At 45.1% G+C, this 15,064-nt stretch carries 8 protein-coding genes; 1 reads left to right on the top strand and 7 read right to left on the bottom strand.

The window, feature by feature from the left end; genetic code table 11:
* Position 1: 1 nt before the first annotated feature.
* The 7 genes from WG943_RS14545 to WG943_RS14515 form a co-directional block, all read right to left on the bottom strand.
* Positions 2–997 carry a PorP/SprF family type IX secretion system membrane protein gene (locus tag WG943_RS14545; protein ID WP_340410119.1) on the bottom strand — a complete coding sequence of 332 codons (996 nt, stop codon included), beginning with the start codon at positions 995–997 and terminating at the stop codon, positions 2–4.
* A 5-nt stretch (positions 998–1,002) separates the two neighbouring features.
* Positions 1,003–7,239: an Ig-like domain-containing protein gene (locus WG943_RS14540; protein ID WP_340410118.1), complete on the bottom strand. Its 6,237-nt coding sequence runs from the start codon at positions 7,237–7,239 to the stop codon at positions 1,003–1,005.
* A 237-nt stretch (positions 7,240–7,476) separates the two neighbouring features.
* Positions 7,477–9,408 (bottom strand): RecQ family ATP-dependent DNA helicase, encoded by a 1,932-nt coding sequence (locus tag WG943_RS14535; protein WP_340410116.1) that lies wholly within the window; start codon positions 9,406–9,408, stop codon positions 7,477–7,479.
* A 129-nt stretch (positions 9,409–9,537) separates the two neighbouring features.
* Positions 9,538–10,110, bottom strand: coding sequence for a hypothetical protein (locus WG943_RS14530; RefSeq protein WP_340410114.1), 573 nt, complete (start codon positions 10,108–10,110; stop codon positions 9,538–9,540).
* A 348-nt stretch (positions 10,111–10,458) separates the two neighbouring features.
* A complete protein-coding gene (locus WG943_RS14525; protein ID WP_340410113.1) occupies positions 10,459–11,262 on the bottom strand; it encodes a hypothetical protein in 804 nt (267 codons plus the stop codon).
* 421 nt (positions 11,263–11,683) lie between these two features.
* A complete protein-coding gene (locus WG943_RS14520; protein ID WP_340410111.1) occupies positions 11,684–12,349 on the bottom strand; it encodes an ABC transporter ATP-binding protein in 666 nt (221 codons plus the stop codon).
* A 149-nt stretch (positions 12,350–12,498) separates the two neighbouring features.
* On the bottom strand, positions 12,499–13,548 hold the full coding sequence (locus tag WG943_RS14515; protein WP_340410109.1) for an AI-2E family transporter: 1,050 nt from the start codon (positions 13,546–13,548) through the stop codon (positions 12,499–12,501).
* Between the two features lie 186 nt (positions 13,549–13,734).
* Here WG943_RS14515 and sucC point away from each other — a divergent pair, with 186 nt between their 5' ends.
* Positions 13,735–14,937 (top strand): ADP-forming succinate--CoA ligase subunit beta, encoded by a 1,203-nt coding sequence (gene sucC / locus WG943_RS14510; protein ID WP_340410108.1) that lies wholly within the window; start codon positions 13,735–13,737, stop codon positions 14,935–14,937.
* Positions 14,938–15,064 lie beyond the last annotated feature (127 nt).

Raw genomic sequence — 15,064 nt, 5'->3', positions numbered from 1 at the left:
TTTACCAGATATTCACAGTTTTGCTATACTTCGGATACTTTACCGGAAGCAGGTTAAAGGTCAGCATGATTTCGTTTGTGCTTCTGCCTATGGCTTTGGCGTCGTTTGTAGGTGCCTCGTACACATATCCTATCTTCAGCTGGTCAAGCCTCACGCCTGCATTTAAAGTATAAGCCAGGTCTTTGCGGTAACCGCCGCCTACCCAAAACGTGTTCTGGTATACGCCTTTTGCCTGCACTTCCACCGTTTCCTTCAGCTTATCGTCATATTGATAGATGCCGTTCAGAACTACACCAACCTGATCTGTGACTGCAGTACGATAACCAGCCTGCGCAATGTGCTTGCGGGTATACATCCCTTTCAAATAATCGTCGCCCATTGTCACGAGTCCTTCTTCGCCAACATCCTGCATGGCATAGCCTACATAATATTTATCGGCAGTAAGCATCAGGCCAAAGTTCAGGTCCAGTTTGCCCAGGCGGTTGTTCTGCCCCAGTGCATCCTGGTACTGCGGATCGTTTTCCTGGTCTATGGTCAGTTTGTTGCCATCCAGACGCTGTGTGCTCAACGCCACGGCAGTACCCCAGCGCAGGCTAATTTTCTCGCTCAGCTGCACACGCGCCCCATAGCTCAGGAAAAGTTGGTTCTCTGTTAATGCACCAAACTGGTCATTTAACAAAGCCAATCCAAAAGCGTGCTTTGCCCCGATCTGTCGGTTATAGCCGTCTTCCTGCTGTGTCTTCAGCAGGTTGTTCTGTTTCCAGGCTCCCAGGTCGGCCAGATCCAGCTCGGCAGAGGCGAAGATTGTTTTGGGTGCATTTTCAAAACCGGTCCATTGGTTGCGGTAAAATGTTTTCAGCATAGACCCTTCGTAGCCAGTTAGGGCTGGGTTATAATACTGCTGGAACAACGAGAAATTGGCTATGTGTTTTCTGCTTTGGGCCTGAACACCCAAAGCAGAAAGTATAGCTGCTATAGCTATGATATACTTTTTCATTTTGATTACTTCTTAAGAATTGTCACGACACCTTTCTTCACCATGTTGATATCCTTCACCTGAACGATGTAGAAGTAGGTTCCTTTGCGTACTTGCCCGTTGGCGTCCTTGCCATTCCAGCCCTCTTCAGGGTTTGTAGTATAGAACAATCTCATACCAGAGCGGTCAAACACCTCGATCTCCACGTTGTTGTAGAACCTCAGCTCAGGTATGAACCAGGTGTCGTTGATGCCGTCACCGTCCGGAGAGAAGGCGTTCACGATCTTCAGCTGGTCTTCCGGCTTGGCATAAAGCTCTTTGCTTAGCGTAAAGTTCTTCTCGATGGTGTTGCTGTAAGGATCGGTGCTGCGAACTCTGATGGAAAGCTGCGTGATACCAGACAAACCTTTGTTAGACTTCAGGTACAGCTTATCACCCCTTAGCTCAAACAGCTCATTGTCTTTGCTGCCATCTCCGCTTACCAATGTATAGACAAACTGGTTGTCGTCTGGGTCAGTGGTTGTTAATGTACCAATCACATCATTTGCAGTAGCCTCCGGCTTAAAGGTAGTCGTGTTGAAGGCAAGCGCTGTCGGCACTTTGTTCGGCTGTACCTCCACTGTTACTTTGGCAACATGCTGTGTCAGGTTGGTCGTCATCGGGGCAAGTATAAGCTCACCTGTCAGTTCGTAGGAACCAGCAACGAATCCATTGTAGTTGCCCTGGCTCCAGGTAACATTTAGCTGCTCCTTGGCGCCTGTAGAATAAGTAACCTCTACTTTAGCTGGCATCGGCACGTTGGCATATGTTGTCCTGATTGGTACTTTGATTACCTGCGGCACGGTTACCGCCACGATGTCGCGTGTAATCTTGATCACTTCTGCCGTAGCGTTTGCGCCTTTGTTGCCAGCTGCGTCTAGTAAGTATAAAGTGGCTGTTAGGGTACCATCGTTCAAGCTGGACAGGTCGAGTGTGTTCAGATCAAAACCAGACTGCTGTACCTGGGTTGTGCCTGTAACTTCAGTTCCGCCATTGTTGCTGATGATGGTATAGAAGTAAGTAGTACCAACCTCAGCATCTGTTATGCTTAAGCTGATATTGCTCACGTTCGTCACATCCACACGGTTAGTGTTGAAGGCAATTGCGTACCCAGTTGGTGCTGTGGCATCGTAAAGTCTGCGTAGTTCAGCAGAGGCTTCGCTTGGGTTTGTTGCCTTGTCGCTCGCTACGCCGGCAGCAAGTGCTACCGTTACATGACCGTCAGAGGCAGGTGTAACAAGCGCTGTGTAGGTCTGGCCGTCAATTTTTGTGAACGCTGAAGCTGCACCGTTGGTTACTGTGATATCTCCTAACTCAAAAACGAATACTTCCTCACTGAAGATGTAAGTAACTGTAAACGGTGCGTTGGTTGGATCAGCAGCCGTGGTGGCAAGTGTTACCGTTGGTTTGGTTGCATCGTAGGTGCGCGAAAGTATAGCCGAAGCCTCGTTGCCGTTTGTGGCAGCATCAAACGCCACACCGGCAGCAACCGATACAGCTACGTTTCCATCTGTCTGTGGTGTGATAAGTGCCGTGTACTGCTGCTCGCTTACTTTCGTAAAGCTGCTTACAGCTGCATTTGTGACAGAAAGATCTCCCTCTTCAAAACCTGTCACCGGTTCTGTGAAATCAACCATAACCGTAAAGGCCGCATTGGTAACTTGCGGTGCACTAGATGCAAGCGTTACTTCCGGCACCGTTACATCGTATAGACGCTCAATTAGCTCTGATGCACCGTTCATATTTCCGGCCATATCCGTCACTGTTCCCGTTTTCAGCTGGGCAGTTACCTTACCGTCCGTAGTCGGGCTTATTGTTACGGTATAGGTGTTTCCGTTGGCAGATAGTGAAGTGGCTGTAGCATTGGTCAGCGTCAGGTCGCTCAGTTCGAAACCGCTTACTGCTTCACTAAATGTGTATGTTATGTCGAATGGCGCCTTTACTACAGGCGCAGCTGTTGTGGCAGCTATTACCGTAGGTGCCGTAACGTCAACTGTTAAAGTATAAGCCGCACTCAGGCTGCTCACGATGCCACTTACAGATGTTGCCTTTGCAGTTAAAGTATAAACACCCTCCAGTATCGTCGAGGCATAAGTATAAGTCCAGTCGCCATTAGCATCTGCAACTGCTGTACCTATGGCTGTGCCATTGAGCAGAATGCTTACCTCATTTTGCGCCAGAGCCGTACCTGAAATAGTAAGAGTTTGGTCGTTGGTGATGCCGTCTGTGGTGCTCACACCAGTATCCTCGCTTACTGCATCGATAACAGGAGCACTCGGAACAACGTTGTCTACTACGAAGGTAAAGGTTGAACTGGCATCGCTTACATTACCGGCTGCATCTTGTGCGATAGCCGTAGCAGCGTATGTACCGTCTGCCAGCGTAACCGTTGTCAGATCTAGTGTCCACTTGCCGTCTGATGCAGCAATTATTGGGCTGTAAGTATCTGTGCCAATTGTTACAGTTACTTTTGAACCTCCCTCGGCTGTACCATTGATCTGTATGTTTCTGTCAGAGGTAATTGCATCGGTATTACTCAAACCAGTATCCTCAGAGATAGAAGCAATGAGCGGAGCCACTGGTGCTACTCTGTCTATCATCAAGGCGAACGAAGCGCTTACCTGGCTCACATTACCTGCCACGTCTGTTGCTGTCCCTTCAAAAGTGTACGTTCCGTCCGTAAGGGCTAGGTCTGAGAAATCAATTTCCCATGCGCCGGTAGCGGCTAAGGCTTCTTTAGTTTGAGAGGTAGCAGGCAGAGTAACTTTTACGGTTGCACCTAGCTCTGCGCTGCCACTCAGTTTCAGCACATTCCCTTTGGAGAAACCGTTGTTACCGCCTGTAATATTCTCATCTTTAAAAGCAAGTATAAATGGCTTTGCCGGTGCCGTAACATCTACTGTCACCAACAGGGCAGCACTTGCTGCGCTGGAATTACCTAAGGCATCAACTGCTTTGGCTGTAAGGCTATGTGTACCTGTAACTAAGGTAGCAGTCACCTGCCAGTTACCATTAACATCAGACGTTGTGTTTCCCATCTCTTGGGTGCCTGCATAGAAAAGTATGCTGGTTTCAGGTTCTGCAGTACCTTCAAAAGTCAGTGATGTCTTGTTGGTGATGTTGTCGCTATCGCTGCTGCCAGAATCGCTGGTAGCCAATAGATCAGGGGCGGACGGAACGGCAGGAGGTGTTTTGTCTATGGTATACTTCTCAGTGCCATTTACCGGCAGGTTCTGTACTGTAAGTGATAGGCCATCGTCATTGACCAGGTTCAGGGAAATCTGGCCACTGCCTGTGCCTGTATTTACTGTAACAGCGTAGGTGGTGCTGTTTACTGCAGCTACACTTGCTATACTTGCTCCGCTAACTCCAGATGTTGTAAGTGTAAAGTTGCCGGCACTCACTCCGGTCACCGGCTGATCGAATACTATATTGAATCCTACGGTAGCGGCGTTGGTTGGAGAAGTAGCTGTTTTGGTTATAGCAACTACATTGGTAACGGTAGGCTCTAGTATAGTTACCGTTTTTGTTATAGAGCAATTGTTTGTATCCTTAATGGTAAGGGTATAGGTACCAGCAGTTAAACCGGTTGCAGTAGCACCTGTACCCCCTGATGGAGACCAGCTGTACGTATAAGCGCCCGTACCGCCTGTAGCTGTAACTGTAGCCGTTCCGGTATTGCCTCCTACTGTAGTAACAGGGGTAGTAGCAACAGTAGCCGCAAGCTCAGTTGGCTGCGTTATTGTGAAAATTCTGTTTATAGTACAGCCTTTTGCGTCTGTTATGGTTACCATATAGTTACCCGCAGCAAGGCCAGTTGCTGTAGCAGCGTTACCTCCAGATGGAGACCATGCATAAGTATACGGAGCTGTCCCGCCTGTTACAGATACGGTAGCAGAACCGTTACTACTACCAAAGCAGCTTACGTTAGTTTGTGCACCTGTAGTAGCAAGAGCGGTCGGCTGCGTGATGGTTATATCGGCTTTTGCCGTTTGACCGTTTGCATCTGTAACAGTAACCGTGTAGGTACCAGCTGTCAAACCTGAAGCCGTTGCGTCAGTTCCTCCTGACGGTAACCAACTGTATGTAAATGGACCTGTACCCCCAGAGGCCGTTACCGTAGCCGAACCGTTAGCCCCTCCGTTGCAGCTCACGTTCGTGCTGGAAGAGATAGAGGCAAAAACCGGAGGAAAAGGTCTTGTTATGGCAATAGTATAAGTCTTGGCATCTCCGTTCTGCGCTGTAACAATAACAGATACCAACTTTGTGGAACCAGATGCAAGTGCTACCGAAACTGGATTTCCGCTTGCGGCCGCAACGCCATCTACTGTAAGGGTTGCCATAATATCTGCGACGGTAGAAGATAGATCAACTGAAGCAATATTATGGGCAACCGTAGCAGCATAACTTGTTGTACCTGCGTTAAATACTGGAGTCAAACCACCTGAACTCAAGCTGATGTTTGACAGATCGGCATTTGAAGAGGCTGCAGCCCGGATTACAGTTACAGTATAATTTTTAAGAGTACCATCCTGGGCTGTTATTGCTATCGAAATTGTATTAGCTCCTACGTTTAGGTTTATACTCTGCGCGTTTCCGCTAACTGCTGATGCACCATCTACCTTTAGGGCGGCCGTAGCATCAGCAACTGTTGGTGTTACACTTACAGATGTTACTGTATAAGGCACAGAGGCAGCATAGCTTATTGTACCCGCTGAAAAAACAGGGGAAAGTACACCAGTAGATAATGTCAGGTTTGAGAGGTTGGCATTAGAGGAATAGTAGTTGTAAAGTGTACCATGAAAAGCATTGGATGTACTTTCAGTTACTTTCCTTGCAACAGCGTTTGCTGCATTTGTAACATTTTCTTCTATACTATAATAAGCTACAAGACCTGTACTTGATACACTAACAGGATTGCCATAGTTATACAAGATTTCATTCGCGGTACGAGCAGTATTCCAAACGCGCACCTCATCCATTTCACCTAAAAAGTATTCACTATTAACTCCTGTTACAGAGGCTCCAATTTTTAAATCAAGACCTGCAGTTACAGAATTTATTCCATTCGAAGTCGAACCAATCGATGCACCATTTACAAAAAATTCTGTTGTGGAGGTTGTCATCACAGCAGCAATGTGGTACCACTGTCCTTTTGTAAAGGAATAGGACTTAACACTGTAAGGTCCTCCATTATATATACCTATTCCCTGCAGATTGTTTTCCATGTGAATACTATACCGAGTGCCGGTATTTGAGCGCATAGAAATCAGGCAAGGATTTGCTCCTTTTGTATTAGCTGTCCAATCTGGCTTCACCCACATCTCTACCGTTCCAGTCGTGAATTCAAGGGCAGGCTTATTGGGTACTGCTACAAATTGATTTGTTCCGTTAAAACTTAAAGTGTGCAATGGAAGTGTGGGAGCAGGTAAAGTCTTAAATGTTTGTACAGCACCATAGCTTATACCTGCAGAATTGGCTGCATAGGCGCGCACATAGTAAGTAGTGTTACTAGCTAGCCCTGTCACAGCTTTAGAGAAATTACCTGTACCTGTTCCAATCTCAACTTTTGTGTTACTTACAGTTGGGGTAGAATTAACTGTACTGTATACGATGCCTCTTTCCGTAACTAATGCACCACCATCATAAGTAACACTTCCTCCAAGTGTCACTCCGGAATTAGTTATGTTAGATGGCGCAGTAGTAGAAATTATGGCTGGGCTAGCAACAGAATTTACAATAAATGTAATTTTTTGAAGGTCTCCTGCCCCATCCAGACTTGCACCATTTTCCCTCATCACAATTCGATCAATACCAGTTGCATTTACAGTTGTAGTACCTACTGGTCCCCACGGTATTGTTTTGACAATTGTAGCTCCACTATAAAAGTCTAGATATGCTCCCTGAACATTGGTAGACCATGAAAATGCTATTGTGGATATGTCAATCTTTTGACTGATACTGATCGTAGCGGATACTGGGTTAACGGTTGAGAATGAATATGCTCCATAAGCCACTGTCGCGTTCCCGCTTAGACTGAACGTTACTCCCCCTTCAGTTTTAGGTGTTGCATCTAGTGTAACAGTTGTTTGTGCATACACCTGAGGTATGATGATTCCCCACAAAAAAACAAAGCATACTATTAGCCTTCTCAGGTTTGACCTAGAACGGACATAAAGTATGCTTTTAACCTCTCCCCCGGAGGCAAAAGCATTGATTTTCATAAAAGATTGGGTTGGTAGATGTTAGTCTATAATATTTATTTTTTGCCGCAAAAGTAGAGGCATTTTTTGATTAGTCAATAGGATTGGTCAACTAGTTCAATCATTTACAATTGATCATGAAATATTTACAAAAAAGTATTATAACTATTTGTAAATCACTAAAATAACACAGGATATTCGAATAAAATTATAGTAATATAAATTGTACGATAAGACCTTCGAGAGTATATCACTATCTTATTTAGCTTTAATTTTCCCATCAGGCAACTGCACAATTTTCCCATTGTCCAGAGACTCTCTTAAGATCGAAAGAGCCTGCTCCTGATTCTTCGGTTCAAAATGCTGCATCAGCTCCTTCGGTAAGTATGGTTTTACCTTTAGCAGTTCAATTACTTTATTGCGAAGCTGGCTCTCCTCCTGCCCTTCCCGCTCTTTTTTTCGCTGAGCCAGGCAGTAATCGCAGATGCGGCAGCTTTTATCCGTTACCTCACCAAAGTATTCGAGTAAAAGCTGTGTGCGACATCGGTTAGTAGTTTCAACATAAAGCGCCATCTCCTTGGCCTGTACCTGGGCACGCTTTCGCAGTTGGCTTAGTTTAGCAGTGTTAAGTACTAACGTGCTGGCATCCTGACGTGGCTTTGTAAACACCAGCTGTGGGGAGTCATGCTGGGGCTCGTATATCAGCAATTGCAGCTTGTGCATATACTCCAGTTTTTTTCGCAGCTCCTGCTCCGGAATGTTAAGTTGCTTTGCCAGTTTTGGCTCCGATATCTTCACAAAGTTTACAAAAGCCTCGCCGCCGTAAGTTCTAAGTATAGCTTGTATTAACTTATCCATGCCGGGGTTTCCCATCTGGAATTCATAGAGTGCTATGTTCTCTACCGTAAAGTATAGCCTGGAAGGTGTGTAGTAACTTTCGTTTAATTGAATGTAGCCTTCGCTTTCTAGTCGCTTAATGGCATGGTGCACCTGCAAGGCAGGTAATTTATAATTCTTAGAAAAATCAGCCAGATCAAAGTCAAAGCTACTGAGCAGACCACTGCCTACAGCCAACTGGTAATAATTAGCCAGGCACTGGTATACTCTTCGGATAAGCTCAACGGGAGGATGTGCGTCCTCAACTTTCTGTAGCAGTTCCTTGGTATCGTTAGGTCCATAAAGTATGGTGGCGTAGGCATATTTTTCATCGCGCCCGGCACGTCCAGCCTCCTGGTAATAGGCTTCTAAACTTTCAGGCAAATCCAAGTGCACCACCAGCCTTACATCCGGTTTATCGATGCCCATACCAAAAGCATTGGTGGCTAACATTACACGCACTTTGTCTTCTATCCAAAGCTGCTGCACCTGGCTTCGTTCCTCAAACTTTAACCCAGCGTGGTAAGCTGTCGCAGATATACGACGACTAACCAGAAATTTGGCCATCTCTACGGTTTGCCTGCGACTGCGCACATAAACTATACTTTGGCCCTGCATACGCTGCAGTATTTCCAACAAACGGCCAACATTATCCTCGGTATAAAGGCAGGAGTAGGAAAGATTGGAACGGGCAAAACTTTTCTGAAAAACGTTCGGCTTTGGGAAGTTCAGCTTTTCCTGGATATCGGCTTTAACAGGCGCAGTGGCAGTAGCGGTAAGAGCAATAACTGGTACACCGGCAAGTATAGTCCTCAGCTCTGCCAGCTGTAAGTATGGCGGCCTGAAATCGTAGCCCCACTGCGAAATACAATGTGCTTCATCCACAGCTAACAATCCAACTTTCATCTTCTTAACCCGCTCCTGAAACAGCTCTGTAAGCAAACGCTCCGGCGACAAGTATAAAAATTTAACATTGCCATACACGCAGTTATCCAGGGTAATATCGATCTCGCGGCGGTTCATACCAGAGTAAATGGCCACTGCAGATATACCCCTTCGCTTCAGCTGCTCTACCTGGTCTTTCATCAGGGCAATAAGCGGCGTTATTACTAGGCAAAGCCCATCCTTCGCCATAGCCGGCACCTGAAAGCAAATAGATTTACCACCACCTGTCGGTAGCAATGCAAGCGTATCCTGCCCTGCCAGTACAGAACGGATAATATCCTCCTGCAACGGCCTGAACTGCTCATAGCCCCAGTAGGTTTTTAGGATGTGGTGGATGTTTTGCACAAGGATGGATCTATACTTTTGCAAAGGTAAAAAACTTATTCTTTTGCCTGTACTTGCTTAGGTGCACAGTAAAGCATAATCTATACCTTGTACAAAATAAAAGCGGCTCCGATACCTGAATACCGGAGCCGCTTAACAAATGTAAAGGTTATATTAGAAGTTTACAGATACACCGAGCGTGCTATAACCAAATGCACCACGGCCACCTTCTATAAATGAGCCTATTTTATCATTGAATTTATACTTTGCACCCAGCACAGGCCCTACAAAGAAATTGGTTTCGTTTGCATAGTCTTCTAAAAACTCATCGCCGGAAAACGACCTGAATTCAAGGCCCGCCATTAAAGTGCCGTAGAGGTCAATTTTGTTTTCGTTGATGCTCATATCCAGCGTCTCGTTTAAAAGTGAGACAGCATGAAAAGTACCTCGCACACCTACCGATGTAAAGTTCCAGCTGTAGTTGTAACCAGAGCCTTTGTACTTCCAGCTGGCATATCCTACGTATGGGCCGACACTTATATGCTCATGAATGCCTTTTTCAAGCGAGGCAGTCAGGGGTAAAAAGCCTCCGGAACGGCTACCAACGTACCCGTACCCATAGTACCCAAGCGAAACACCAGCATTTAAAATGTAATCTCCTTGCTCATAAGCCTTTTTTTGAGCAAAAGCGGACTGACCTGCAAGCACCAATACGAGTGCTAGCAAAGCAAAAATTGATTTTTTCATAGTTGTGGAAATTAGAACAGTATAATTTTGATAATATTTATCACAAATATATGAATAAAATAAATTCTGCAAATCTATTTTTTTAAAAGTAGATGCTAAAATGAAGTATAAGACTGAAAATTATGGGCAAATAATCTATAACATCCTGTATATTAAGCTAAAAAAAACAATATCTATATATAGCTATCTTAAAGAAGTTTAGGTAGCGCGTTCAACGATTAACGTTTTTAATTTATACTCTCCCACTAAGCTTTACTTGATTAGGAAAATGTGCGACTCCAAAAACTCTTAAAGCAAAAAAAGCCTGTCTTTGCGAGACAGGCTTTTATAAATTCTAGCTTATACTTATTATGCAGCTGCAGACTGACCGTCCTCACGGTCTTCGATTACCTTTTTCAGTTTCTCGATTGCCTGCGCGGCACGCTCTTCATCAAAGCGGTTGATGTTAAGCAGCATCTTGGTTTTCTCCTGACGTGTAATGGTCGGGTTATTCAGCAACCGGATAATCTCTTCTTTCTGCTTGGCAGATGCATAACGCACACTGCCGTTTTGCTCTTCCGCATTCTCAGAAGTTGCAGCAGCTGATTGAGCTGTAGCAGACTTCATTGTCGGCTTTTTCTCTGTTGGAACAGCTGGCTTAGCGGCTGTTTCGTTTCCGCCATAGTCCATTTCCTCTACTGGGGTTGGTTCATAACCGGCAGCGCGGATAATCCAGGCTAAAATATTACGGTAGGCTTTACCAATAGCTCTGGTTTGAGCCATAGAGGCAATGGCAAATTCCTGGTAATACTTTTTACCCTGCTCTTTGTTAGAGCATATCGCAAAACCGGCACCTACCACCTGCTGGCTTCGGAGGTCAAGCAAGTTAACCTTTGCCTGGTACTTTATCTCATCGTCAGTGCTGATATTAACCACATGCTCTACCACAGGTAAAATTCCTAGGCGAGATCCAGCATACTGCCATCCCTCCACGTTTACGTACTCTTTACCTTGTATATTCTGATATAAACGATTTTCTTTGATGAACTTAGCTAAGTCAACAGCTAAGTGAAGCGTCTCATCAGACTTGGCAATATCATAGCTCTCAATCTTGGCTTTTTTCTGCACCTTCGTCTCTTTAACTGGTTGATTCATAATCTTATTAGCTTTCATGTTTTAGTACATATATCAAACACAGCAGCATCCCAAATAGTGCAAAAAATTAAATAAAATATAGATTTTATATCATTGATTATCAATGAGTTATAAATTATTTTTAAGTTAATTATCTACCCTACTATTGCAGCTGAAAAAAGGCTAAAAGTTGAGCAAAGGGTAAAGTATAGGTACGGAGGTGAGGGTGAGAAAGTTAGAGAGGTTACTATTATGCAGGGGCAGGTCGCAACCTGCCCTAATCGTTTGCAGGCAACCATTCAGGGGAAATTGTTTGTATTTTTAAAAGATCCCCTTACCCCTGGAATTCAGAGAATTAGAAAACAAATACAAGTATGTATTGCCGCATCAACCATTTTCGTTTCATCGGTCAGCCTGGCGCGCGGACAGGTCGAGACCTGTTCCTACATCAAAATATCTTTTATATTTCAACTTCAGTAACAATCTGGCCATCTTTCATCACAAGCGTTCTATCTGCCATTCCTGCCAGCTGCTCATTGTGAGTCACGATCACGAAAGTTTGATTGAAATCATTGCGCAGCCTGAAGAAGATATCGTGAAGCTCCTGGGCATTTTTAGAGTCGAGGTTACCGCTTGGTTCGTCGGCAAATATTATTTTAGGAGAGTTAACTAACGCACGTGCTACAGCGGTACGCTGCTGCTCACCACCCGACATCTCGGAGGGTTTGTGGTGCAGGCGGTGCGACAATCCTAACATACCCAGCAACTGCTCTGCCTGCTCGCGCACCTCCTTCTCAGAGCGGCCAGCCAGGAAACCGGGTAAGCAGGCATTCTCCAGGGCAGTAAACTCCGGCAACAAGTTATGAAACTGAAAAATAAAGCCGATGTGCCTGTTGCGGAAGCGTGCCATTTCATTAGCTCCCATTCGGGCAATGTTCTTGTTGTCAAAGATAACCTCACCAGAGTCTGCTGTATCCAGCGTACCCAAGATGTGCAGCAGTGTACTTTTGCCGGCACCAGATGCACCCACAATAGACACAACTTCTCCTGTTCCAATTTCTAGGTCTATCCCCTTCAATACCTGAAGCGAACCATACTTTTTGTGGATATTTTTTACCTGCAGCACTTCTTAAATATCTATTAACCGGATTCCTTGACACTATAATTCTGCCAAATCTACAAAATAATCTTTTAATGTAGTTTAGAGGATTCTATTCAAGCTTAAACCTCCGGTATCTACACAGGCATGCGTTCTATTTTATGCTGAATTTTATATTAAAGCTGCCTATGTGGCTGGTCGTTTTCCAGCACTTCATCAATAAAAAGCTCGTTTATTACAACCATCAGGACCGCAAGTATAGGCGCAGCTAGCAATAAGCCAAGTGCTCCCTCTACTATACCTAACAACACCTGGAAGAAAAGCAGCAGCGCAGGTGGCAGGTCTACTGTTTTCTGGAATATCAGCGGAGTTATAATATAGCTTTCGATCATTTGTATACCGCCGTAAACAAGCATGGCATAAAGTGCCATTTGCGGACTTACTGTTAAGCCTATAAGCAAAGCCGGTAAAGCTGCTATCCAGGGGCCAATATTGGGTATAAAAGCGAACAAAAAAGAAATAAGAGCCAACGCAAACGCCATAGGCAAACCTATTATACTATACCCTATTGCTGTACTTACACCAATCATTGTCATGGCCAGAAGCATGGCCAGTAACCAAAGCTTTAACGTATTATAGCACTTACCCAGCACCTCTTGCACTCTGGTGCGGTGCCTGGGAGGAAACAACTTTGAAAACCCGGTTGTATAAAGTTTAGGGCTGGAAGCGAGAAAGATGGCTGTAACAATCACGATAACTAAATCTGCCAATACGCTTAAAGTAGAAGAGAATATGGAAGATACCTTAGAGAATAGCCCTTGGTTTTTAGGTAGCACCTCCGTTGGATCAGAAGGCATTTTATCTACCAGCTTTTGTCCTATCCCTTTACTTTGCAACCAGTCTTGCACCTTGCTTATAGCTGATGGAAGCGTTTTTTGCATCTCCTGCACCTGATCGCTAACAGTAGGTGCTACTAGTATAAAGGCACCGACTAATACACCAAAAAAGAGCAATATTGAGAGTAAGAGGGATAAGCCATACTTCAGTTTTGTTTTCTTTTGAATCCACTCGGCAAGCCCGCCAAACAGTACTGCCAGCAGTATACCTGCAAACACCAACAAAAAAAAGTAACCATGCCTGCCCAGCATATAAAACGTAGACCCGATCAAAAGTATGATAAACGCTGCGAGCGCTACACGTTTCGCAAAAGTATATATATCTGCCATGCTTGCTTAACTAAAGGTACGTAAGTGCATACTCTCATACTTGTATCTTCAGGGGCGCGTTACAAATTACCTGTAAGGGCAAGGCACGATTTGGTACTGCTGCCCAAATGCTAATATTTTAAAAAAGCTTTACTTGAATTTAAGGGGATAAAGGCGTACTTTCGTGCGTCCATTAAAACTGAAAGCATGAACATACACGAATATCAGGCTAAAGACATTTTAAAAAGCTACGGCGTGCGCATTCAAGAGGGCATCGTGGCCGAAACACCAGACCAGGCGGTAAAAGCCGCCATGAAGCTGACTGAAGAAACAGGCACTGGCTGGCATGTGATCAAAGCACAAATTCATGCGGGTGGCCGTGGTAAAGGCGGTGGTGTGAAATTGGCTAAAAACCTTGATCAGGTGAAAGAAATCGCTGACCAGATCCTAGGCATGACACTGGTAACACACCAGACAGGCCCTGAAGGAAAGCTTGTACAGAAAGTGCTGGTTGCCCAAGATGTATATTACCCAGGCGAGTCTGATCCGAAGGAGTTCTACCTGAGCATCCTGCTGGACCGTGCTAAAGGCCGCAACGTGATCATGGCATCTACTGAAGGTGGTATGGACATCGAGGAGGTAGCTGAGAAAACTCCTGAGAAGATCATCAAAGAGTGGATCGACCCGGCTGTTGGTCTGCGTCCGTTCCAGGCAAACAAGATTGCTTTTGCTTTTGGCTTACAAGGCGAGGCTTTCAAAGAGATGGTGAAATTCATCACTAACCTTTACAGAGCCTACGTTGACACTGACTCTTCTATGTTCGAGATCAACCCTGTTCTGAAAACCTCAGACAACAAGATTTTGGCTGTAGACGCGAAAGTTGACTTAGACGATAACGCATTGTTCCGTCACAAAGACCTAGCTGCCCTGCGTGATACTTCTGAAGAAGATCCGTTGGAGGTTGAGGCAAGCGCCTCTAACCTGAACTATGTGAAGCTTGACGGTAACGTAGGCTGTATGGTAAATGGTGCAGGTCTGGCAATGGCAACGATGGATATCATCAAGCTTTCTGGCGGTGAGCCTGCTAACTTCCTTGATGTAGGGGGTGGAGCAAACGCACAGACAGTAGAGGCTGGTTTCCGTATCATCCTGAAAGACCCGAACGTAAAAGCTATCCTGATCAACATCTTCGGTGGTATCGTGCGTTGCGACAGAGTTGCTAACGGTGTGGTTGAGGCTTACAAAAACATTGGTGATATCCGTGTTCCGATCATCGTTCGTCTGCAAGGTACAAACGCTGAAGAAGGTGCCCGCATCATCGACGAGTCTGGCTTGAAAGTATACTCTGCAGTTGCGCTTAAAGAAGCCGCTGAGAAAGTAAAGCAGGTTTTAGCTGAAGTAGGAGCTTAATTCCTTTAAAGTATAAAAACAGAGAAGGGCCGCTGTAACCAGCGGCCCTTCTCTGTTTTTATACTTTTTGTACTAGTAAAACTAGATTCAATTAATGGTTTCACTACCTAAGTAATTGTATTTATAG

This window comes from Pontibacter sp. H249, from assembly GCF_037892465.1.
Lineage (GTDB): Bacteria > Bacteroidota > Bacteroidia > Cytophagales > Hymenobacteraceae > Pontibacter.
This window is presented reverse-complemented; position numbering and strand designations above follow the sequence as displayed.